A 23,385-nucleotide genomic window follows, 5' to 3' on the forward strand; every position below is an offset into this window, starting at 1 on the left:
GTGAAGCCTGATGGAGCCTGCGCCCACGCTTCCGCCCGATTACCAGGAGGACGCTTACCGCGTCTTCCTCGATAGCCTCGATTACCTGCCGCCGGCTGATGTTGAACGCATCAAGTCGGCGTACGCCTTCGCCGCCAAGGCGCATGCGCATCAGAAGCGCATGTCGGGCGAGCCCTACATCACCCATCCGCTTGCCGTAGCCGGTGCCGTCGTCGAATGGTGCATGGATGCCGACGCGATCTGTGCCGCCTTGTTGCACGACACGATGGAGGACACCGGGGCGACCAAGCAGGAACTGGCAGAGAAGTTCGGCAAGGAGGTCGCCGAACTGGTCGATGGTCTGTCCAAGCTCGACAAGATGGAGTTCGCTTCCTATCAGGAAGCGCAGGCCGAGAATTTCCGCAAGATGCTGATGGCCATGGCGCGCGACCTGCGCGTCGTGCTGATCAAGCTGGCCGACCGGCATCACAATATCCAGACCATGTCGGCGATGCGTGCCGACAAACGCATCCGCATTGCCCGCGAAACCCTGGAAATCTACGCACCGATTGCTCTTCGCCTGGGCCTGAACAAGCTTTACCGCGAGTTGCAGGATACCTCCTTCCGCCTGATCTATCCGCATCGGGCCGAGGTGCTGGCCAAGGCACTGCGCATTGCCAAGGGCAATCGCAAGGAACTGCTGGCGCGAATCCAGGAAGGTATCTGCGACAAGCTGGCACATGCCGGGCTGACCGCCGAGGTCTTCGGCCGGGAAAAGAGCCTGTACTCGATTTTCCGCAAGATGAAGGACAAGCAACTGTCCTTCTCGCAGGTGCTCGACATCTACGGTTTCCGCGTGGTGGTCGATAACGTGCCCAGCTGCTATCTCGCCTTGGGCGCCCTGCACAGCCTGTTCAAGCCGGTGCCCGGCAAGTTCAAGGACTACATCGCGATCCCCAAGGCCAACGGTTACCAGTCGCTGCACACAACGCTGATCGGTCCCTACGGGACGCCGGTGGAAGTGCAGATCCGGACCCGCGACATGCACCATGTCGCCCAGGACGGCGTAGCCTCGCACTGGTTGTACAAGGATGGCAACGAGAGCAGCGCCGAGTTGCAGATCAAGACCCACAAGTGGCTGCAGTCGCTGCTTGAGTCCCAGTCGGGCAATTCGGCCGAGTTTTTCGAGGACGTCAAGATCGACCTGTTCCCCGACGAGGTCTATATCTTCACACCCAAGGGCAAGATCATGGCGCTGCCGCAAGGCGCCACCGTCGTCGATTTTGCCTACGCGGTGCATACCGACGTCGGCAATCACTGCTCGGCGGCGCGCATCAATCATGAACTGGCGCCGCTGCGCACCGAACTGAAGAACGGTGATCTGGTCGAGATCATCACCGCGCAGGAGGCCAGCCCGAATCCGGTGTGGCTGAGTTACGTCAAGACCGGCCGGGCGCGCAGCAAGATCCGTCATTTCCTGCGCACGACGCAGAACGAGGAATCAGCGCGGCTCGGTGAGCGTTTGTTGCGTCAGGAGTTGTTGTCGCTGGGCGTGGTGCCGATCTCGATTCCGGCGACGGCCTGGGATTCGCTGGTCAAGGCCAGCGGCCAGCATTCGCTGGACGAGGTCTATGCCGATATCGGCCTGGGCAAGCGTCTGCCGTCGGTGGTTGCCCGTCGGCTGCTGGCGCGCGAAGACATGGCGGCGGTCGTGCCCGGCGGCCTGACGCTGGCCATCCACGGCAACGAAGGCATGGCCATCCAGCTGGCGCCCTGTTGCCAGCCGATTCCCGGCGATCCGATCATCGGTTCGATCCGCAAGGGCAGCGGCATGGTCATCCACACCCACGACTGCCCGGTAATCCGAAAATCGCGTTCGAGTGAGCCGCAGAAGTGGATCGACGTCGAGTGGGAGCCGGAAGAGGGCAAGCTGTTCGAGTTGCGCATCAAGGTCGAGGTCAAGAACAAGCGTGGCGTGCTGGCGCAGGTTGCGGCGGCCATTTCCGAGGCCGGTTCGAATATCGAGCACGTTGCCATGGAAGCCGATCCCGAGCGCTTGTTCACGACGCTGAACTTCACCATCCAGGTCGCCAACCGCAGTCATCTGGCCGCCGTCATGCGCGGCATCCGCCATTTGCCGGAAGTCACCCGCATCGCCCGTGAAAGGGGAGGCGAGGCTTGAAAATCCTGGTGCTGGGGGCTGGCGTTGTCGGAACCTGCAGTGCCTGGTACCTGCAGGCTGCCGGTCACGAAGTCACGGTGGTCGACCGCCAGCTGGCTGCCGGCATGGAGACCAGCTTTGCCAACGGCGGCCAGATTTCCGTCTCTCACGCCGAACCCTGGGCCAATCCCCATGTCCTGCCGCGCCTGCTGAAATGGCTGGGACGACGCGATGCGCCGCTGTTGTGGCACTGGCGGGCGGACCCGCAGCAATGGCTGTGGGGGCTGCGTTTCCTGCGCGAATGCCTGCCCGGCCGCGTCCAGGCCAATGTCGCCGCGATCCTGGCGCTGGCGCTGGATAGCCGGCGACGGCTGCAGACCTTGCGTGAGGAACTGGCGCTCGACTATGACCAGTTGCAACGCGGCATCCTGCACGTCTATACCGACCGCAGCGAACTGGCGGCGGCCATGTCGGCCGCCCGGCTGATGGCGCGGCACGGTCTCGAGCGCGAAATGCTCGACGCCGCCGCCTGCGTGGTGATCGAACCGGCGCTGGCCGGCGCGGCGGATATCCTGGTCGGGGGCGACTACACGGCCAGCGACGAATCGGGCGATGCTCACCGGTTTACCCAGGCCCTGGCCGAGCGCGCGCGCCAGGCCGGGGTGACTTTCCTGTACGGCGTCGAGGTCGAGCGTATCGCCAGCGCCGGCGGACAGGTGGCCGCTGTGGTCGTCAATGGCGAGGGCGGCCCGCGGCTGCTGGCCGCCGATGCCTACGTGCTGGCGCTGGGTAGTTACTCGCCGCTGTTGCTGCGCCCGCTCGGTATCGGCTTGCCGGTCTATCCGGCCAAGGGCTATTCGGCAACCCTGACCCTGGCCGACGACAGCCATGCGCCGAGTGTCAGCATCACCGACGACGAACGCAAACTGGTCTTCTCCCGCCTCGGCAATCGTCTTCGGGTGGCCGGAACAGCCGAGTTCAACGGCTATGATCTGAGCGCAGACCCGGTGCGTTGCCAGGCCCTGATCGATCGTACCCGGCAGATTTTCCCCAAGCTGGCGGTCGAGGGCGAGCCGGCGTTCTGGTGCGGCCTGCGTCCGGCGACGCCATCGAATGTGCCGCTGATCGGCCGCAGCCGCCTGAGCAACCTGTGGCTCAACACCGGCCACGGTACTCTGGGCTGGACAATGGCCTGCGGTTCCGGCGCGGCCCTGGCCGATCTGGTCGGCGGGCGCCGTCCGGCACCGGAGTTTCCCTTCCTGCGCGGATGATCGATACCCACTGCCACCTGGACGCGGCCGAATTCGCCGCCGACCGGGGCGCGGTGTACGCCGCCGCCCGGGCCGCCGGTGTTAGCGGCATCGTCGTGCCGGGTGTGGCGGTGTCGGCTTTTCCCGCACAGAAACAGGCGCTGGCTGGATTGCCCGGTTGCGTGGCGGCCTACGGCATTCACCCGCTTTATGTGGACCAGGCCGGACCACAGGATCTGGCTGTGCTGCGCGAGTGGCTGGCAGCCGAGCAGCCGGTGGCCGTCGGTGAAATCGGTCTGGATTTCTTCGTGACGGGCTGCGACGTGGCGCGGCAGACCGAGTTCTTCGTCGCTCAGTTGAAGCTGGCGCGAGAGTTCGACCTGCCGGTCATCCTGCATGTCCGCCGTGCCGTCGATGCTGTCCTGCATGAATTGCGCCGCATCGGTGTCCGCGGTGGCATCGCCCATGCCTTCAACGGCAGCCGGCAGCAAGCCGATGCCTTCATCAAGCTGGGCTTCAAACTCGGCTTTGGCGGCGCGGCGACTTTTTCGGGCTCGCGCCGCATCCGCGAACTGGCGGCCACCCTGCCCGACGACAGCATCGTGCTGGAAACCGATGCGCCGGATATCCCGCCGGCCTGGCTCGGCCGGGGGCGCAACGCGCCGGGTGAATTGCCACGCATTGCCGCAGAAATCGCCGCGCTGCGCGGTATCCCGGTCGCGGCCCTGGCCGCCCAGGCCGACGACAATGCCCGGGCGGTGTTCGGTGAGGTTTTCAGAGATCGACCTTCAGATTCGCCTTGAGCAGTTCGCTGATGATCTGGGCGTCGGTGGCGCCGGCACCGGCCAGGCTGTTCAGGGTGACACCATGCAGCAGGATTTCCTGGTCGCTCATCGCCGCATGGTTGCTGCCCGAAAACTGCCCCTGGCTGCTGATCTGAAGCAGGGTGTTGTTGCCGACTGCCGAGAAGTGCAGGTATTCGGTCAGATTGTCGGCATTTTCGCCTTGCAGCAGATCGCGTAGGTCGAGCACGTCGCCGCCGCTGCCCAGGGTGAAATCGGTGATCCGGTCCTGCGCCGGCAAGCCGACGTTGCCCTGATCACCGAAGGACCACTGGAAGGTATCCGAACCCGCGCCACCCTTCAGGATGTCGGCGCCTGCCCCGCCGATGATCAGGTCGTTGCCGGCGTCACCGTCGATGTAATCGTCGCCTGCCGTGCCCACGAGCGTGTCGTTGCCGGTGCCCCCCATGATCTTGTCCGGTGGCGGCTGAACCGTCAGCGCCAGGGTCGACGAGGCGCTGTCGCCATCGTTGTCGATGATGCTGAAGGCAATATGCTCGGTCGTGGCCTGATCCTTGATCGGCGGGGTGTAGCTGTAATCGCCGCTGTCCATGTCAATGACCAGCTTGCCGCCGGCTTGCGTGAAGACCGTCCATTTCCGGGTCGCCGCCTCGAAACTGCCGGCGCTGCTGCCGTTGACGCTGCCGTCGATGAAGTAGCTGGTGCCGTCGATCGAGAAGGCGTTCAGGTGGCCGCCGTCGGCCCCGGCGCCTGTGCCCTGGTGCAGGCTGCCATCGAGGAAATTGCCCTTGAAGTTGGCGTTGACGGTGTCGCGCAGGATGGGTGCGAGGTCGCGCTCGTTGCTGACGACGATGGCCGAGGTCGGGGTCTTGTCGATGCCGTTGTAGGCTACCGGTGCCATGCTGTTCTGCTGGACCTCGGTACCCATGCCGAAAGCAAAGGAATTGATCTGGTTGCTTTCCAGGAAAGCCTGCCAGATGGCGGCTTCGGCAGGCTGGATGCCGACCTGGTTGGCCATCGGGCCGCTGCCGTCCCAGTCGCTGCGGGCATTGGGGTCGCCGTCTGACAGGAAATAGGAAACATTGGTCGCGCCGGGAATCTTGCCGGCGGACTGGAAGGCCTGCATGGCGGTGAGCAAGGCTGCGTCGTAATTGGTGGCGCCGCCAGTGCCCAGGGTGCTGACATAGGCGATGGCAGTCGATGCGCTGACCCAGCCGGCGGTATAGGCACTCGCCGAACTGTTGTAGACGACGATGCGGACGGCGACGTCGCCGAGCATGTCGTAGCTTTCGATCAGTTGTTTGACCGAGTCGCGCAGGATCTGGATCCGGCTACCCGCCATGCTGCCCGAGTTGTCGATGATCAGCAGGATATTGGTGTCCTGATGACGCATCGCGCCGCCTTCGGCTTCGGGAACGGCCTTGGGGGAATCGTCTTCGATGGCGAGCGTGAGTACGGCGTTGGCCGTTGTCCGGCCATCGCTGACGCTGAGGTTGAAGTTCAGCGTGGCGACGTTTTCGTCCTGGCCGTTGGCATGGTCGATTGGCTTGGCCAGCGTCACCCGGTAGTTGCCATCGCTATCGATGCTCAGGCGGATGACTTCGCTGCCGCCGGCGTACCCGATCAGCGGCGACGCCGTGGTGCCGGCGCCGGACCAGTTCAGTGCCTGGCCGCCCGAGGTGATGGCTTCCGGCGGTGCCGAAACGCTGACCTCGAGCGGGACACCACCGCTACCCGAGACGCCGATGTTGCCGGTGGCGAAGGCGTCGTCGGTATTGTCCGAGGGGTTGCCGGTGGGATCGGGAATGCCCCCGGCCAAGCCTTCTTCGGAGACGGTCACCTGGATGTTGTCGAGCTTGACCAGCGAGAACAGCGCCGATTGCCAGCCTTCGTCGCTGCGGTTGCCGGCCGGATCCTCGATCAGCGCGCGTAGGGTGATCGTCTGTCCGGCGGCGAGCGGCGGAAAGTCGGTGGTGACGAAACCGTTGGCCTTGTCGATGTCATTGATCTCGATGTTGCGCGTCGATGTGCCGTCGGTGACACGGACGATGTCGCCGACGTCGACCTTGCTGCCGTCGAATTCGATGCGCACATCGACATTGCCTTGAAGCTCGCTGGCGCTGATCAGGCCGTCGCTGTTGGCATCTTCGGCAATGACGACGACCGGCGCGTGCCCGTCGTTGGGAATGCGGGTGTCGATCTGCGCCGAATCGCTGCCGATGGCGCCGAGATTGCCGGCGCTGTCGCGGACCTGGGCGGTGACGGTGAGGGTGGTGCCATCGCCGGGGTTGGTGATGCCGGGCAGGGCGATCGAGCCCTTGTTGATGTCGGCCTGGCTGATCAGGATTTCGGGCTGGACGACGCCGTTGACCGTGGTGACGAGTACGGCACCGGCGACGGCGGTGGCCGGCAGGGTGACGCTGACGTCGATGTCGCCCTGGAGTTCGGCGGCGTTGATCCAGCCGTCGTTGTTGGCGTCCTCGGTGATGGTGACGATGGGCAGGCCGGGGGCGGAGAGCTGGATGCGCGCCTGGTCGCTGACGGGGCCGGCGCTGTTGCCGGCGGCGTCGGCGATGCTGGCGGTGGCGACGAAGTCGGTGTTGTTGGCGGTGGGGTTGAACTTGACGTCGATGAGGCCGGCGGCGAGCTGGGCGGCGGTCAGGGTGAACACCTGGTTGATGTTGCCGGAGGCGGTGACGGTGAGGGTATCGCCGACGGCGGCGCCGTTGGGCAGGGTGACGCGGACGTCGATATCGTCGTCCTGGAGTTCGCTGCGGTTGATGAAGCCGTCGTTGTTGGCGTCTTCGCTGATGGTCACGGCCAGGCCGGTGAATCGGGTGATGTCGATCAGCGCGGAACCGGAGCCGCTCGGGCCGAAATTGCCGGCGAAGTCTTCAACCCGGGCATTGACGACGATCTGCTGTCCATCGCCCGGATTGGGCAGGGCGATATCGACATTGCCACGGTCGATGTCGTCCTGGCTCAGGGTGATGGGAGCGATCGGTGTGCCATTGGCCGAGACGTGGAGAAGGTCGCCCGCCTGGGCCGTGGCGGGCAGACCGATGCGCACGTCGATGTCGCCGGACAGTTCGGCGGCACTGATGTAACCGTCGTTATTGGCATCCTCGACGATGGTGATACTCGGGGCGCCGGGCGGGGCGATGGCGATCACGGCGGCGTCGGTGGCGACGTTGGATTTGTTGCCGGCGGCGTCGGTGACCTGGGCGGAGACTTCGAGACGGGTGCCGTTGGCCGGTGGGGTGATTTCGATGGACAGCTTGCCGGCGTCGATCTGCGGCTGGATCAGGGTGATGGTCCGGGTGGGGTTGCCGGTGGCGGTGATGGTGATGAGGTCGCCGGCGATGGCATCGACCGGGAGGGTAATGTCGACGCCGACCGAGCCCTTGAGTTCGCTGGCGTTGATGAAGCCGTCGTTGTTTTCGTCCTCGGTGATGACGAGCTGGAGGTTGAGCAGGGCGCTGAGGTCGACCTTGGCGAAGTCGGTGCCGGTGGCGGAGCGGTTGCCGGCGGGGTCGAAGAGGTAGGCGGAAACGCTCAGGGTGGTGCCATCGGGCGGCAGGGGGAAGTCGGTGTCGACGTAGCCCTTGCTCTGGTCGGCGGGGGTGATGACGATATCCCGGCTGGTGGTGCCGTCGGTGACGCGGACGGTGTCGCCGGCCTTGACGAGGGCGGGGTTGAAGGCGATGCGGACATCGGCGTTGCCGCTGGCTTCGGCGCGGTTGATGAAGCCGTCGTTGTTGATGTCTTCGAGGATGGTGACGGCGGGCGCTTCGCCATTGTTGGGAATGGCCAGGTCGATGGTGGCGCTGTCGCTGCCGGGGTTGCCGATATTCCCGGCAGCGTCCTTGACGCGGGCTTCGACGGTCAGGGTGATCCCGTCGCCAGGATTGGGGATGCCGGGCAAGGCGATCGAGCCCTTGAGGATATCGGCGTGGGTGATCGTGATGCCGGCTTGTGCCACACCGTTGATGCTGGTCAGCAGCGTATCACCGGCGACGGCAGTGGCCGGCAGGGTGACGCTGACGTCGATGTTGCCCTGAAGTTCGGCGGCGTTGATCCAGCCGTCGTTGTTGATGTCTTCGAGAATGGTGACGATCGGTTCGCTCGGCGGCGAAATCACGATGCGGGCCGTGTCTTCGACCGGGCCGGCGGTATTTCCGGCAACGTCGACAATTGATGCGGTGACCCGGAAGTCGGTGTTGTTGGCGGTGGGGTTGAACTTGACGTCGATGAAGCCGGCGGCGAGTTGGGCGGCGGTCAGGGTGAACACCTTGTCGACATTGCCGACGGCAGTGATGGTCAGCGTGTCGCCGATGGCGGCGCCGTTGGGCAAGGTCACACGGACATCGATATCGTTGTCCTGGAGTTCGCTGCGGTTGATGAAGCCGTCGTTGTTGGCGTCTTCGGTGATTTCGATGGACAAACCCTGGTAATCGGTGATGTCTACGATGGCACTGGCCTGGCCGGTGTCGCTGGTATTGCCAGCCCTGTCCAAGATGAAGGCAGAGACCGTCAGGGTGGCGCCATTGGCCGGCATCGGGAAATCGGTGCTGACGTAGCCATTGTTCCGGTCGCTGCTGCTGATGGCGATCTCGCGGCTGATGCCGCCAGCGGAGACCACGACCACATCGCCAACCTCGACCAGATCGGCAGTGAAGGCAACACGGACGTCGGCATTGCCGATTGCCTCGGCACGGTTGATGTAGCCGTCGCCGTTGGCGTCTTCGGTAATGATCACCGTCGGCGCCAGGCGGTTGTTCGGGATATGGGTGTCGATGTGCAGGGCGACGGTGGCGGTGCTCGAATTGCCGGCGGCGTCGGTGGCACCGACCTGGGCCAGATGGGCACCATCGGCCAGCGGCTGCGTCGGTGTGACGGTCCAGGTGCCGCTGGCGCTGACGGTCGTCTTCAGGACTTCGCCGGTGCCGGGCAGGGTGACGGTGATGGCGGCGCCGGGCTCGCCGGTGCCGCTGAGGGTCGGCGTGTTGTCGTTGGTGATGCCGTCGCCTTGGATGCCGCTGTCGGAAGTCGGGTCGAGCCAGGCTGCCAGGGCCGGCGGCGTGGTGTCGATACGTGCCTGACTGTCGCCGATGCTGCCGAAGTTGCCGGCGCTGTCACGGACCTGCGCAGTGACGGTGAGGGTGCTGCCTTCACCGGGATTGGCGATGCCGGGCAGGGCGATGGAACCCTGGTCGATATCGGCCTGGGTGATCAGGATTTCCGCCCGGGCGATGCCATTGACGGTGGTCAGCAAGCGGTCGCCGGCCTGAACATTGCCGGGGAGTTCGATGCGGACGTCGATGTCGCCCTGGAGTTCGGCAGCGTTGATCCAGCCATCGTTGTTGGCATCTTCGATGATGGTGACGATGGGGGCATCCGGCGGTGACAACTGGATGCGCGCCTGATCGCTGACCGGGCCGGCGCTGTTGCCGGCGGCGTCGACGATGCTGGCGGTGGCGATGAAGTCGGTGTTGTTGGCGGTCGGGTTGAACTTGACGTCGATGAAGCCGGCGGCGAGTTGGGCGGCGCTCAGCGTAAATACCTGGGCGATGTTGCCGGAAGCCGCGACGGTGAGGGTATCGCCGACGGCGGCACCGTCGGGCAGGGTGACGCGGACGTCGATGTCGCCATCCTTGAGTTCGTTGAGATTGATGAAACCATCGTTGTTCTCATCCTCGCGGATGCTGACGGTGAGCCCGGTGAATTGCGTGGTGTCGATGGTCAGCGGCAGGCTGGTCGTGCTGGTGTTGCCGATGGCATCGGTTGCCGTTGCCACAACCGGGGTCGTGCCGTCCGGCATGGCTTGGGTGGGGGTGATCTGCCAGTTGCCGTTGCTGTCGGCGGTGGTTTGCAGTTGCTCGCCGGTGCTCGGGATGTTGACCGTGACCCGGGCGCCCGGGGTGGTGACGCCGATGAGCGTCGGCGTAGCGTCATTGGTGATGTTGTCGCCCTTGGTTCCGCTGTCGGAGGACGGAGCCAGTTGTACGGTCAACGTGGGCGGCGTGGTGTTGATTACGGCGGCGTCGGTGGCGATGTTGGACTTGTTGCCGGCGGCGTCGGTGACCTGGGCGGAGACTTCGAACTGGGTGCCGTTGGGCGGCGCGTTGAACTCAAGCTGGAGCTTGCCGGTATCGATCTGCGCCTGATTGAGGGTGATGGTCTGGGTGGCATTGCCGGTGGCGTGGATGGTGAGCAGGTCGCCGGCGACGGCATCGATGGGCAGGATGACGTCTACGCCGATGCTGCCCTTGAGTTCACTGGCGTTGATGAAGCCGTCGTTGTTCTCATCCTCGGTGATGACGAGTTGGAGGTTCAGCAGGGCACTGAGGTCGACCTTGGCGAAGTCGGTGCCGGTGGCGGACTGGTTGCCGGCGGGGTCGAAGATGAAGGCGGTGACAGTCAGGGTGCCACCGTTGATGGGCATGGGAAAGTCGGTGGTGACGAAGCCGTTGGCCTGGTCGGTGGCAGTAACGACGAGATTCCTGGTGGTGGTGCCGTCAGAGATGCGGACGGTATCACCGACATTGACCAGATCCCTGTTGAACGCTACGCGGACATCAGCCGGGCCACTGGCTTCAGCCCGGTTGATGAAACCGTCGTTGTTGATGTCGTCGGTGATGAAGACATCGGGTGCCTGGCCGCCATTGGGGATACGGGTATCGATGGTGGCGGAGTCGCTGGCGATATTGCCGAGGTTGCCGGCGGCGTCACGGATTTGTGCGGTGACAGTGAGGGTGGTGCCTTCGCCGGGGTTGGGGATGCCGGGGAGGGCGTAGGAACCCTTGAAGATGTCGGCCTGGGTGAGGGTGATGGGTGCCTGAGTGACGCCGTTTACGGTGCTGATCAGGGTGTTGCCGGCGACGGCGGTGGCTGGGAGGGTGACGCTGACGTCGATATTGCCCTGGAGTTCGGCGGCGTTGATCCAGCCGTCGTTGTTGGCATCCTCGAGGATGGTGACGATGGGCTCGGCGGGTGCCGACAGCTGGAGTCGTGCGCTGTCCTCGACCGGGCCGGCGGTGTTGCCGGCGGGGTCGGTGATGGCGGCGGTGACCTTGAAGTCGGTGTTGTTGGAAGTCGGGTTGAACTTGGTGTCGATGAAGCCGGTGGCGATCTGGGCGGCGGTGAGGGTGAACACCTTGTCGACGTTGCCGACGGCGGTGACGGTCAGGGTGTCGCCGACGGCGGCGCCTTGCGGGATGGTGATGCGGACATCGATATCGTTGTCCTTGAGTTCGGCGATGTTGATGAAGCCGTCGTTGTTGGCATCCTCGGTGATCTCGATGGCGAGGCCGGTGTAGTTGGTGATGTCAACGATGGCGCTGGCAGAGCCAGTGGCCGATTTGTTGCCGGCCGCATCGAAGAGGTAGGCGGAAACATTGAGCGTGTTGCCGTCGGCAGGTAGCGGGAAGTCGGTCGTGACGAAGCCGTTGGCTTTATCGGCGGCGCTGATGACGATGTTGCGGACGCTGCTGCCATCGGAGATGCGGACGGTATCGCCGACATCGACGTTGTCCTTGTTGAAGGAGACCCTCACGTCGGCAGGGCCGCTGGCTTCTGCCCGATTGATGAAGCCATCGCCGTTGGCATCTTCGGTGATGGTCACGGCAGGTGCCAGTTTGTTGTTCGGGATGTGTGTGTCGATGGTCAGATCAACGCTGGTATTGGCGGCGTTGCCGGCGACATCGGTGGCCGTGACGAAGATTGTCGCGGGGCCTTCGGCAAGCGGCTGCTGTGGCGTGACTGACCACAGTCCCGTGTTGGCGACGGTGGTTTTGAGGGTTTCGCCGGTTGGCAAGGTGACGGTGATGCTGGCACCCGCTTCACCGGTGCCGCTGATCGTCGGTGTGTTGTCGTTGGTGATGCCGTCGCCCTGGGTGCCGCTGTCTGAGGTGGGGGCGAGGCGCGCGGTGACGGCGGGCGGCAGGGTGTCGATACGCGCATTGTTGCTGCCGACGCTGCCGAGGTTGCCGGCCGTGTCGCGGATTTGTGCGGTCACCGTGAGGGTGGTGCCTTCACCGGGGTTGGCGATGCCGGGCAGGGCTATGTACTGGTTGACGATGTCGGCGGCAGTCAGGGTGATGGGGGGCTGGGTAACACCATTGACGGTGGTCAGCAGGATATCGCCGTCGCTGGCGCCGGTCGGCAGGCCGATACGGACGTCGATATTGCCCTGGAGTTCAGCGGCATTGATCCAGCCGTCACCGTTGGCGTCTTCGACGATGCTGACGATGGGCGCGTCGGGGGGCGAGAGCTGGATGCGCGCATAGTCGCTGACCGGGCCGCTAGTGTTGCCGGCGGCATCGGCGATGGAAGCATTGACGATGAAGTCGGTATTGTTGGCAGTTGGCGTGAAGGCCAGGTCGACGAAACCGGTAGCGATCTGGGCGGCAGTGATGGTGATGGTCCGGCTAGCATTGCCAGTGGCGGAGACGGTCAGCGTGTCGCCGACGGCGGCGCCGTTCGGGATGGTGACGCGGACGTCGATGTCGCCCTGGAGTTCGGCAGCGTTGATGAAACCATCGTTGTTGGCATCCTCGCGGATAGCGACGGCCTGGCCGCTGAACTGTGTGGTGTCGATGGTCAGCGGCAGGGTCGTGTTGCTGCTGTTGCCGATGCTGTCGGTGGCGGTGACTTCAACGATCGAGGTAGCGTCGGGCATGGGCAGGGTCGGCGTGACCTGCCAGTTGCCGTTGCCGTCGGTGATGGTGCTGAGTTGTTCGCCGGTGCTCGGGATGACGACCGTGATGCGCGTGCCGGGGTCGCTGCGGCCGGTCAGGGCCGGTGTGTTGTCGTTGGTGAGGTTGTCGCCCTGGGTGCCGCTGTCCGAAGCTGGGGCCAGTTGCACCGTAAGGCTGGGTGGCGTGGTGTTGATGACGGCTGCATCGGTGGCGATGTTTGATTTGTTGCCGGCGGCGTCGGTGACCTGGGCCGAGACTTCGAGATTGGTGCCGTTGGCGGGAGCGTCGAGTTCGATGGATAGTCTGCCGGCGTCGATCTGCGGCTGGATCAGGGTGATGGTCCGGGTGGGATTGCCGGTGGCGTGGATGGTGATGAGGTCGCCGGCGATGGCATCGGTGGGGAGCGTGATGTCCACGCCGACGCTACCCTTGAGTTCGCTGGCGTTGATGAAGCCGTCGTTGTTCGTATCTTCGGTGATGACGAGTTGCAGATTGAGCAGGGTGCTGAGGTCGACCTTGGCGAAATCGGCGCCGGTGGCGGAGCGGTTGCCGGCAGGGTCGAAGATGTGGGCGGTGACGGTGAGCGTGCTGCCATCGCTGGGCAGCGGGAAGTCGGTGGTGACGAAGCCATTGGCCTTGTCGCTGGCGCTGACGACGAAATCCTTGCTGGTGGTGCCGTCGGAAACGCGGACGGTGTCGCCGACATCGACCTTGTCCTTGTTGAAGGAGACTTTGACGTCGGCCGGGCCGCTGGCCTCGGCACGGTTGATGAAACCGTCGTTGTTGGCGTCTTCGGTGATCTCGACCTCGGGAGCCTGGCCGCTGTTTGGCACATCAATGTCGATCATGGCGGAATCGCTGCCAGGCGCGCTGGTATTGCCTGCCGCGTCGGTGATGTCGGCGGTGACCGTGATGGTTTCACCGTTGCCCGGGGCAGCAAAGCGGGTTTCGACATAACCCCGGGCCTGGTCGGCGGCGCTGATGACATGCTCGATGCGGGTGCTGCCGTCGCTGACGCGGATGATGTCGCCGATGTCGACCTTGCCGCCGGTGAAGGCGATGCGGACATCGACATCGCCGTTCAGCTCGCTGGCATTGATGAAGCCGTCGTCGTTGGCGTCCTCGATGATGGTGACGATGGGCGCCTGCCCATCGTTCGGGGTCGCGGTGTCGATGATGACGAAGACCGTGGTGCTCAGGGTATTGCCCGTGCGGTCAGTGGCGACGACGGAAATGTTCTGGGCGCCGTCGGCGAGGGCCTGGCCGGCTTCGACGCGCCAGCTGCCGTCGGTGGCTGCCGTGGTCAGCAGTACTTCGCCCGTGCCCGGCATGGTGACCGTGATGCTGGCGCCCGGCTTGCTGGTGCCGATGATTCCCGGGGTGTTGTCGTTGGTGATGTTGTCGCCCAGGATACCGCTGTCGGAGGCGGGGTCCAGTTCGGCGCTGAGGGTTAGCGGAACGGTGTCGAGCACATCGGCCGGTGCTGCCCCGAGGTCGGGAATGCCCAGGTCGCCGGCGTCGATGCGGTAGCTGTTCTGTGAGTCGATGGTTTCCGATATCCGCAGGAATTCGACAAAGGAATGCCCTTCGCTGCCGTCGCCGACCAGGCCGGCGGCGGGGGCCTCTTCGTCGACCAGATCATCGAGGTTCTCTCCTTCCTGCAAGGCGCGGGCAAGGTTGCGCACTTCGCGCGGTCGCGAAAAGAACGCGCTGTCCTCGGCGGCCGGGGGCGGGTTGGCTGCGACTTCGGCGTTCATGGCCACCGACTCGCGCGGTCCGATATTGATTTCGCGGCCATCGGCGAGGATCAGCCTGGTCCGGCCGTTCTGCCCGGCAACGATGGTTTCTCCCTCGGTAATCGAGTCTCCGGTGCGCAGGCGGCGAAGGGTACCGTCGGCTGTCCTGGCGAAGACTTCTCCGGACAGGCTGCTGACTTTGGCGATGGCGTTTTTCATGATGATCTTTCATCCAAAATGAATAGTCGATCATCATATGCGAAATGAATTGTTGGTCTATTGGACCAAGGTGCTACGCCATTGGTATAAATGTCTCCGGAAAGAAAAACACCCCGGGGCTACCGGGGTGTCTGGGCGCTGCCTTGCCAAACTGGTGGCGGCGGGCCGTCGGGCTTAGCTGGTGACCAGCAGGCCACGCATTTTCTGTAGTGCCTTGGCTTCGATCTGGCGGATGCGCTCGGCCGAGACGTCGAACTCGGCGGCCAGTTCATGCAGCGTCGCCGCTTCGCCCTCAGCCAGCCAGCGTGCTTCGACGATGCGCCGGCTGCGCGGGTCGAGAGCACCCAGCGCCTGCTGCAGGCCGTCGCTTTCGAGCGCGGCGCGGGCCTTGTTCTCGAGCATGCGGGTCGGCTCGTAGCGGCTGTCGGCCAGGTAGTCGATCGGGGCGAAGGCATCGTCGCCGTCGTCCGGGTTGCCTTCGAGGGCGAGATCGCGGCCGGACAGCCGGGTTTCCATCTCGACCACTTCCTCGCGCTTGACGCCAAGGCGCTCGGCGACTTCGGCAGCCTGGGTGCCGGACAGGGTGTCGACACCCTCGTAACCGGCCTTCTGGCTGCGCAGGTTGAAGAACAGCTTGCGCTGGGCCTTGGTCGTGGCGACCTTGACCAGGCGCCAGTTCTTCAGGATGTACTCGTGAATCTCGGCCTTGATCCAGTGCATGGCGAACGACACCAGACGGACGCCGCGCGACGGATCGAAGCGCTTGACCGCCTTCATCAGGCCGATATTGCCTTCCTGGATCAGGTCGGCGTGCGGCAGGCCGTAGCCGAGATAACCGCGGGCGATGGATATGACGAGACGCAGGTGCGAAAGGACGAGCTGACGCGCGGCATCGACATCGCCGTCGTCGCGGAAACGCTCGGCCAGCCGCGTCTCTTCCGCCTCGGACAGCATCGGGTAACGGTTCGCCACCTGGATGTAGGCGTCGATGTTGCCGATTGCTGCGGGGACTGGGAGCGCCAGGGCTTGGGTCATAGCGTAGAATCCTCCTTCAACTGATGAATATATGTTAGCACTCTGCGAGTGAGAGTGCTAATTCTGCGTACGAGTTTCCGGAACGTGTGTAACAAAATTCAACCGCCCGCGTCTGCGCCGGAAACACTGCGTTATCGCGGCCGTTTCGCGCCGTCGCCGACCGGTGCGTTGCACTTCGGTTCCCTGATCGCTGCCGTCGCCAGCTACCTCGATGCCAGGGCGCATGGCGGCGAATGGCTGGTGCGCATGGAGGACGTCGATGCCGAGCGTAACGTCCCCGGTGCTGCCGACGACATCCTGTGCACGCTCGACGCCTTCGGTTTTGCTTGGGACGGGGAAGTGCTCTGGCAGAGCAGACGCGATGACGCCTACGCGGCGGCGCTGGCCGAACTGACTGCGGCCGGGGTGGCTTATCCCTGCGCCTGCTCGCGCAAGGAAATCGCCGCCCGAACAACGCGGCCGGCGATCGACGGCGGCCTGGTCTATCCTGGCACCTGCCGCAGCGGCCTGGCGCCGGGTGTCGCGCCACGGGCCTGGCGACTGCGGGTCGACAATGTTCCGCTGGCCTTTGTCGACCGCCTGCAGGGTGAGGTCGTCCAGCAGCTCGAAGACGATGTCGGCGATTTCGTCCTGCGCCGCGCCGACGGGCTGTTCGCCTACCAGCTGGCAGTGGTCGTCGACGACCGTTTCCAGGGGATTACCGATGTCGTTCGCGGCGCCGACCTGCTTGCCTCGACGCCGCGCCAGATCTGGCTGCAGCGTTGCCTCGGCTACCCGACGCCGCGTTACGCGCACCTGCCGGTGGCGACCAATGTGGCCGGTGAAAAATGGTCGAAGCAGACGCTGGCGCCGGCGCTGGAAAGTGGCATGGCAGCCGCTGAACTGGTGCGGGCGCTGGCATTTCTTGGGCAGCCGGTGCCGTCCGAATTGGGCCGGGCGACGGTTGCCGAGGTCTGGGATTGGGCTTTTGCCCACTGGTCGTTTGCCGCAATTCCCCGGCAGGCGGCGATCAGCGCTCCGGCGACGGCGGCTTGACCCGGTCCTCGGCCCGCCAGTGGCGGTCGCCGTAGCCAGCGATGCCGACCAGCAGACGGACGATGCCGTAGCTCAGCCAGCGCAGCAGGCGTGAGGGCCAGGGCAGGCGCCGGATATCCTCGGCCAGCATTTCGCGGCTGCCGTCCTGCATGGCGGTGTAGAGGCTGGCGCGCAGTTCGCCGGCGAAGCGCCGGTCGTGCACGACCAGATTGGCTTCCTTGGCCAGCAGCAGGCTGAACGGGTCGATGTTCGACGAGCCGACGGTTGCCCATTTGCCGTCGATGACCGCGACCTTGGCGTGCAGGAAGCTCTTCTCGTACTCGAAGATGCGGATGCCGGCCTTGAGCCCGGTGGCGTAGAGCGTCTGCGTTGCGTAGTGGAGCAGCGGGTGGTCGGACTTGCCCTGGAGCAGCACGGTGACGCGCACGCCACGGCGGGCGGCGGCAAAGATGGCGCGGCCGAAGCGGATGCCGGGCAGGAAATAGGCGTTGGCGATCAGGATTTCGTCATCGGCGGCGTCGATCGCGTCGATGTAGGCGTGGAGAATGTCGTTGCGGTGGCGGATGTTGTCGCGGATCAGGAACGCCGCCTGCTGGTCGCCGACGGCCTCGCAGCAGGGCTTGACGATGGGCGCCAGGCGGAAGCGGCGGCGGAAATTGACCCAGGTGACGATTTCCCACATCCGCCGCGCCGCGTGGTGCACCTGCGCCAGCACCGGGCCTTCGACGCGCACCGCGTAGTCGTAGCGCGGACGCATCTCCTCCGGCGCGTTGTCGTCGTCGACGATGTTGATGCCGCCGACGAAGGCGATACGCCCGTCGATCACGACCAGCTTGCGGTGCAGCCGGCGCAGGCGATGGCGCTGGAAATGGAAGCGGCCGATTTCCGGCCGGTAGAACAGCGAGCGCACGCCGGCCTCGGCCAGGCGCGGGCGGAAATCCTCGGCGAAATTGCGGGCGCCGAAGCCGTCAACCGTGACATTGACGATGACGCCACGCCGGGCTGCCGCGCACAGTGCCGAAGCGACCTCGTGGCCGACAGGGTCGTCGGCGAAGATGTAGCTTTCCAGGTAGATCTCGCGCTCGGCGCCGGCGAGCGCGGCGAGCAGCGCAGGGAAGTACTCGCGCCCGGATTCGAGCAGCGTCAGGCGGTTGCCGGCGACGAAATCAGGTGCCATGCCTCGTCAGGAAAGCCGAGAGCGCCGCATGGTCGGAGATTGCCGACCATGGCGGGCCGTAATGCACGGCGGTGGACTGTACATTGAAGCCGCGCACGTAGATGCGGTCGAGCCGGAACATCGGCATCGCCGCCGGAAAGCTGCGCACCGGACGGCCGCCGACCGCGTGCGAAAAGACCTCCTGCAGGTGCAGGCGACGGGCCAGGTGCTCGCAGGCGCGGCTTCGCCAGTCGTTGAAATCGCCGGCGACGATCAGCGGCGCATCGGGTTGGTCGAGGCTGTCGAGGTAATCGGCCAGCGCGTCCATCTGACGTCGCCGCGAATGCCCGAACAGCGACAGGTGCACACACACGCAGTGCGCCGCCGGCCCTTGCGGCAGCTCGATCCGGCAGTGCAGCATGCCGCGCTTCTCGAACTGCAGGTGGGTCACGTCCTGGTTGTGCGCGTGCAGGATGGGAAAGCGCGAGAGGATCGCGTTGCCGTGGTGGCCGTGGTCGTAGATCATGTTGCGGCCGTAGGCCGACTGCCAGACCTCGTCGGCGAGGAACTCGTGCTGCGGCCGACCCGGCCAGTCGGCATGCCGCTCGGCGTGGCCGAGGTGCAGGCCCTGGACTTCCTGCAGGAAGACGATGTCCGGGTTGAGGTGGCGCAGCCGCTCGCGCAGCTCATGCACCATCATCCGCCGGTTGAACTGCGAGAAACCCTTGTGGATGTTGTAGGTGGCGATGTGCAGCGCGGGCTGGCTCATGGCGCGGCGGTCAGGAGATCGCCAGCATGCGGTCGAGCGCCAGGCGGGCAAACTTGACCTCGTGTTCCGGCACCTTGATCTGGTTGACCACCTTGCCCTCGACCAGGTTTTCCAGCGTCCACGCCAGGTGTTGCGGGTCGATGCGCTGCATCGTCGAGCACATGCAGACGGTGGTCGCCATGAACTGGACGATCTTGCCTTGCGGCAACACTTCCTTGGCCAGGCGGTCGACCAGGTTCAACTCGGTGCCGACCAGCCAGCGCGTGCCGGCCGGCGCTTCCTTGATCGTCTTGACGATGTGCTCGGTCGAGCCGACGTAGTCGGACGCCGCGCAGACCTCGAAATTGCACTCGGGGTGAGCGATCACTTTGCCGTCCGGGTACTTGGCGCGGAAGGCGTCGATGTGCGACTTCTGGAACATCTGGTGCACCGAGCAGTGCCCCTTCCACAGCAGGATCCTCGCCTTTTTGATCTGCTCGACGGTTAAACCACCCATTTCTAGGTCCGGGTCCCAGACGACCATCTCGTCCATCGGGAAGCCCATCTGGTGGCCGGTCCACCGGCCGAGGTGCTGGTCGGGGAAGAACAGCACCTTGGGTCGCTGGTCGAAGGCCCATTTGGCGATCGTGCCGGCGTTCGACGAGGTGCACACGATGCCGCCGTGTTCGCCGCAGAAGGCTTTCAGGTCGGCCGCCGAGTTGATGTAGGTGACCGGCGTGACCTCGTTGTCGACGTTGAGCACCGAAGCCAGCTCGCGCCAGCAGCGTTCGACCTTGGCCAGGTTGGCCATGTCGGCCATCGAGCAGCCGGCGGCGAGGTCGGGCAAGATGGCGATCTGGTGCGGCGCGGTCATGATGTCGGCGACTTCGGCCATGAAATGCACGCCGCAGAAGATCACGTACTCGGAATCGGTCTGCGCGGCCAGCTTGGACAGTTTCAGCGAATCGCCGGTGAGGTCGGCGTGCTGATAGACGTCGGCACGCTGGTAATGGTGGCCAAGGATCACGGCGCGTTTGCCGAGCTTGGCGCGGGCGGCGCGGATGCGCTCCTGGCAGGCTTCGTCGGAGAGTTTGTTGAACGGGTCGAAGGAGATGGTCGCGGTGTGCATGCTGTTTCCGGTGAATCGCGCGGTCGACGCGCCGTGAAGGCAAAAAAATGAGCGGGCGAATTATCCCTGATGCCAGGGCAATCCGGCACGTCGCCAGCCGCCGACATTGTTGCGGTGGCCGTTGGCATCCTTGTCGCCCTCGAAGCCCTCAAGGACGTTATAGCAGTTGTTGTAGCCGTTTTCGCTGGCGACCGTCGCTGCGCCGATCGAGCGCACGCCGCTGCGGCAGACGAACATGACCAGCGCTTCCGGATCGACCTGGCGGGTCAGTTCGGCGAGGAAGTTCGGATTGCGCACGCCGCCCGGGTACTGGTTCCATTCGATCTCGACGGCGCCCGGGATGCGGCCGACCCAGTCCCATTCGGCACGGGTGCGGACGTCGACGATGCGGGCGCCAGGCGCCGCCTGCCAGATTTCAAACGCCTCGCGCGGCGTCAGTTCGCCCTGGTAGGGGCGTTCGAGGTCGCGGGCGCGGGTTTGCGCGAGGTCGAGTATTTCCCTGAGTTTGCCCATCTTGGATCGCTGCTAGAATCAAGGCCTACAGTATAGGACAGAGTTCATGAGAGACGGTCATTCGCCGCCGGTCGCCACGGCGGCAGATCGGGCCGAGGCAGCGCAGAAAGCCACCTGGATCAGCGTGGTCGTCAACCTGCTGCTGACCGTCGCCCAACTGCTGGTCGGCTGGCTGGCGCATTCGCAATCGCTGATTGCCCACGGCCTGCATTCCTTTTCCGATCTCTTGTCCGACTTCCTGGTCATCTGGGCCAGCCGCCAGAGCGCGGTGCCGGCCGACCGGGCGCATCCCTACGGTCATGCCCGGGTCGAAACAGCGGCCACGCTGGCGCTGGGCGTCTCGCTGATCCTGATCGGCGGCGGCATCCTGTGGGACTCCGGCATGCGTCTGCAAGCGGGTGTGATCCTGCCACAGGTCGAGATGCTGGCTTTCTGGATCGCCGTATTGACGGTGGTGGCGAAGGAAGGGCTGTATCGTTACCTGATCGCCGTGGCCCGCCAGCAACGTTCCCAGCTGCTGACCGCCAATGCCCTGCATACCCGCGCCGACGCGGCCTCGGCGCTGGTGGTCGTGGTCGGTATCGGCGGGGCGCTGCTCGGCTGGGGCTTCCTCGATCTGCTTGCCGCCGCCCTGATGGGTTTCATGATCCTGCGCATGGGCGCCGAGCTGGCCTGGTCGTCGATCAAGGAATTGATCGATACCGGTCTGGACGAAGCCCAGTTGGGTGCCATCCGTGACAGCCTGACGGCAACGCCCGGGGTGCGCGGTCTGCACGCGCTGCGTACGCGGCGCATGGCGCATCAGGTGCTGGTCGATGCGCATGTTCAGGTCGATCCTTGGATCAGCGTTTCGGAAGGGCATCGCATCGCCGAGTCGGCACGTGCCCGGGTCTTGCGCGCGCATCCGGAAGTGCTCGACGTACTCGTCCATATTGATCCCGAGGACGACCTCGAGCCGGACCTGGCGGCAATCGGGCTGCCGGGGCGGGAAGCCCTGATGCCGATGATCGCGCCTCTGATCGCCGACCTGCCGGCGCCGAGGAAGATCGTCCTGCATTATCTGGCCGGCAAGATCGAGATCGACCTGTATCTGGCGCTGGCCGAAGTCGATGCTGCCTCCCTGGCGGAGGTCGAGCAACGACTGGCGGCCCGCCTTGAAGAACTGCCGATGGTGCGTCGCGTGCGCTTGAACTGGTTGTCCGCACCATAACGGTGCCTGCACCGCGATGGTGCATTATTTTGGTGCAGTGGTTTTGTTGTCGGATTGAACATGCCCTTGTGGCACAATGGAAAATCTGGCGTCCAGTGCTTGGCATGCTTTCTGCTAAACCCGATTCGCTACGATTTACTGTTATGTGCCGCACTGGTCGGCACCTTGTTTTCTTAGGAGACTAACGCGTATGGCAACCCCGCAAGACGTGATCAGCATGATCAAGGAAAACGACGCCAAGTTCGTCGATTTCCGTTTCACCGACACCCGTGGCAAGGAACAGCACGTCACCGTGCCGATTTCGCACTTCGACGAAGACAAGTTTGAAAACGGTCACGCCTTCGACGGTTCGTCGATCGCCGGCTGGAAGGGTATTCAGGCTTCCGACATGCTGCTGATGCCGGACCCGTCCACCGCCTACGTCGATCCGTTCTTCGACGAAACCACCGTCGTCCTGACCTGTGACGTCGTTGATCCGGCCGATGGCCGTGGTTACGACCGCGATCCGCGTTCGATCGCCAAGCGCGCCGAAGCCTACCTGAAGTCCTCCGGCATTGGCGACACCGCCTTCTTCGGTCCGGAACCCGAATTCTTCATCTTCGACGGCGTCGAATGGTCGGTCGACATGTCCGGCTGCTCGCTGAAGATCCATTCCGGCGAAGCCGCCTGGAAGTCTGGCGAAACCAACGATGCCAACGGCGCCACCGGTCACCGTCCGGCCGTCAAGGGCGGTTACTTCCCGGTTCCGCCGGTCGATAGCCTGCACGACATCCGTTCGGCCATGGTCCTGACCCTGGAATCCCTGGGCGTGCCGGTCGAAGTGCATCACCACGAAGTGGCCAACGCCGGCCAGTGCGAAATCGGTACCAAGTTCAGCACGCTGGTTCAGCGCGCCGACTGGACCCAGATCCAGAAGTACGTGACCCACAACGTCGCCCACCAGTACGGCAAGACGGCAACCTTCATGCCGAAGCCGATCGTTGGCGACAACGGCTCGGGCATGCACGTTCACCAGTCGGTCTGGAAGGACGGCAAGAACCTGTTCGCCGGTGACCAGTACGCTGGCCTGTCCGAACTGGCCCTCTACTACATCGGCGGCATCATCAAGCACGCCAAGGCCCTGAACGCGATCACCAACCCGGGTACCAACTCGTACAAGCGTCTGGTCCCGCACTACGAAGCCCCGGTCAAGCTGGCCTACTCGGCCAAGAACCGTTCGGCCTCGATCCGTATCCCGTTTGTTGCCTCGACCAAGGCCCGTCGTATCGAAACCCGCTTCCCGGATCCGATCGCCAACCCGTACCTGTGCTTCGCTGCGCTGCTGATGGCCGGCCTCGACGGTATCCAGAACAAGATCCACCCGGGCGATCCGGCTGACAAGAACCTGTACGACCTGCCGCCGGAAGAGGATGCAAAGATCCCGACCGTCTGCGCGTCGCTCGAGGAAGCCCTGGAAAACCTGGACAAGGATCGCGAGTTCCTGACCCGTGGCGGTGTCTTCTCCAACGACTGGATCGATGCCTTCATCGCCCTGAAGATGGAAGAAGTGAACAAGATCCGCATGACCACGCACCCGGTCGAGTTCGATCTGTACTACAGCTGCTGATCGATTGCAGTGAAATGCAAAAAGGGCGGGCTTTCCCGCCCTTTTTTGTTCACCTTTTTACCGGCGCATCGTTTACCCAGTAAACTGCAAAGTTCACGAGGAGCCA

The 23,385-nt window shown here is 64.5% G+C and carries 12 protein-coding genes; 6 read left to right on the forward strand and 6 right to left on the reverse strand.

The genetic code is table 11. From position 1 onward, the window contains the following. The first annotated feature begins 10 nt into the window (after positions 1-10). The 3 genes from AADV58_RS03265 to AADV58_RS03275 are packed head-to-tail and all read left to right on the forward strand — an operon-like array spanning position 11 to position 4,193. Complete coding sequence (locus AADV58_RS03265; RefSeq protein WP_341744075.1) at positions 11-2,161, forward strand: bifunctional (p)ppGpp synthetase/guanosine-3',5'-bis(diphosphate) 3'-pyrophosphohydrolase; 2,151 nt, start codon at positions 11-13, stop codon at positions 2,159-2,161. Continuing rightward, positions 2,158-3,411, forward strand: a complete 1,254-nt coding sequence (locus tag AADV58_RS03270; RefSeq protein ID WP_341744076.1) for a D-amino acid dehydrogenase — start codon at positions 2,158-2,160, stop codon at positions 3,409-3,411. Before AADV58_RS03265 ends, AADV58_RS03270 begins: the two co-directional genes overlap by 4 nt. Beyond that, a complete protein-coding gene (locus AADV58_RS03275; protein ID WP_341744077.1) occupies positions 3,408-4,193 on the forward strand; it encodes a TatD family hydrolase in 786 nt (261 codons plus the stop codon). The genes AADV58_RS03270 and AADV58_RS03275 overlap by 4 nt, the downstream gene beginning before the upstream one ends. Here AADV58_RS03275 and AADV58_RS03280 read toward each other — a convergent pair. After that, on the reverse strand, positions 4,165-14,847 hold the full coding sequence (locus AADV58_RS03280; RefSeq protein ID WP_341744078.1) for a retention module-containing protein: 10,683 nt from the start codon (positions 14,845-14,847) through the stop codon (positions 4,165-4,167). The two genes, AADV58_RS03275 and AADV58_RS03280, sit on opposite strands and share 29 nt — an antisense overlap. A 174-nt stretch (positions 14,848-15,021) precedes the next feature. Beyond that, the gene (gene rpoH, locus AADV58_RS03285) at positions 15,022-15,882 is read right to left on the reverse strand and encodes an RNA polymerase sigma factor RpoH (RefSeq protein ID WP_341744079.1); all 861 of its coding nucleotides are present in this window, start codon (positions 15,880-15,882) and stop codon (positions 15,022-15,024) included. An 84-nt stretch (positions 15,883-15,966) separates the two neighbouring features. On the opposite strand from rpoH, the gene gluQRS reads away from it, so the two are divergent. Continuing rightward, positions 15,967-16,917 carry a tRNA glutamyl-Q(34) synthetase GluQRS gene (gene gluQRS, locus AADV58_RS03290; RefSeq protein WP_341744080.1) on the forward strand — a complete coding sequence of 317 codons (951 nt, stop codon included), beginning with the start codon at positions 15,967-15,969 and terminating at the stop codon, positions 16,915-16,917. Here gluQRS and clsB read toward each other — a convergent pair. Genes clsB through AADV58_RS03310 form a run of 4 tightly spaced genes read right to left on the reverse strand, consistent with a single transcriptional unit; the run spans position 16,892 to position 20,463 of the window. After that, positions 16,892-18,094, reverse strand: a complete 1,203-nt coding sequence (gene clsB, locus AADV58_RS03295; RefSeq protein ID WP_341744081.1) for a cardiolipin synthase ClsB — start codon at positions 18,092-18,094, stop codon at positions 16,892-16,894. The genes gluQRS and clsB overlap by 26 nt on opposite strands. Further along, positions 18,084-18,842, reverse strand: coding sequence for an endonuclease/exonuclease/phosphatase family protein (locus AADV58_RS03300; RefSeq protein WP_028994765.1), 759 nt, complete (start codon positions 18,840-18,842; stop codon positions 18,084-18,086). Before AADV58_RS03300 ends, clsB begins: the two co-directional genes overlap by 11 nt. Before the next feature lie 10 nt (positions 18,843-18,852). After that, positions 18,853-19,950: a quinolinate synthase NadA gene (nadA, locus tag AADV58_RS03305; RefSeq protein ID WP_341744082.1), complete on the reverse strand. Its 1,098-nt coding sequence runs from the start codon at positions 19,948-19,950 to the stop codon at positions 18,853-18,855. Positions 19,951-20,010: 60 nt separating this feature from the next. Next, a complete protein-coding gene (locus AADV58_RS03310) occupies positions 20,011-20,463 on the reverse strand; it encodes a rhodanese-like domain-containing protein (protein ID WP_281981966.1) in 453 nt (150 codons plus the stop codon). Positions 20,464-20,509: 46 nt separating this feature from the next. Between AADV58_RS03310 and AADV58_RS03315 the strand changes: the two genes are divergently transcribed. Together AADV58_RS03315 and glnA are read left to right on the forward strand one after the other, a co-directional pair. Continuing rightward, positions 20,510-21,673 (forward strand): cation diffusion facilitator family transporter, encoded by a 1,164-nt coding sequence (locus AADV58_RS03315; protein WP_281981967.1) that lies wholly within the window; start codon positions 20,510-20,512, stop codon positions 21,671-21,673. Positions 21,674-21,863: 190 nt separating this feature from the next. Then, a complete protein-coding gene (gene glnA, locus AADV58_RS03320) occupies positions 21,864-23,279 on the forward strand; it encodes a type I glutamate--ammonia ligase (protein WP_028994769.1) in 1,416 nt (471 codons plus the stop codon). Positions 23,280-23,385: the final 106 nt, after the last annotated feature.

The organism is Azonexus hydrophilus (assembly GCF_038368255.1).
Classification (GTDB): Bacteria; Pseudomonadota; Gammaproteobacteria; order Burkholderiales; family Rhodocyclaceae; genus Azonexus; species Azonexus hydrophilus.

What these genes read in the sequence shown, in the direction of transcription:
- AADV58_RS03265 (WP_341744075.1), top strand. Translation starts at nt 11, where the DNA reads ATGGAGCCTGCGCCCACGCTTCCGCCCGATTACCAGGAGGACGCTTAC.
- AADV58_RS03275 (WP_341744077.1), top strand. Translation starts at nt 3,408, where the DNA reads ATGATCGATACCCACTGCCACCTGGACGCGGCCGAATTCGCCGCCGAC.
- AADV58_RS03280 (WP_341744078.1), bottom strand. Translation starts at nt 14,847, where the DNA reads ATGAAAAACGCCATCGCCAAAGTCAGCAGCCTGTCCGGAGAAGTCTTC.
- rpoH (WP_341744079.1), bottom strand. Translation starts at nt 15,882, where the DNA reads ATGACCCAAGCCCTGGCGCTCCCAGTCCCCGCAGCAATCGGCAACATC.
- clsB (WP_341744081.1), bottom strand. Translation starts at nt 18,094, where the DNA reads ATGGCACCTGATTTCGTCGCCGGCAACCGCCTGACGCTGCTCGAATCC.
- AADV58_RS03300 (WP_028994765.1), bottom strand. Translation starts at nt 18,842, where the DNA reads ATGAGCCAGCCCGCGCTGCACATCGCCACCTACAACATCCACAAGGGT.
- nadA (WP_341744082.1), bottom strand. Translation starts at nt 19,950, where the DNA reads ATGCACACCGCGACCATCTCCTTCGACCCGTTCAACAAACTCTCCGAC.
- AADV58_RS03310 (WP_281981966.1), bottom strand. Translation starts at nt 20,463, where the DNA reads ATGGGCAAACTCAGGGAAATACTCGACCTCGCGCAAACCCGCGCCCGC.
- AADV58_RS03315 (WP_281981967.1), top strand. Translation starts at nt 20,510, where the DNA reads ATGAGAGACGGTCATTCGCCGCCGGTCGCCACGGCGGCAGATCGGGCC.
- glnA (WP_028994769.1), top strand. Translation starts at nt 21,864, where the DNA reads ATGGCAACCCCGCAAGACGTGATCAGCATGATCAAGGAAAACGACGCC.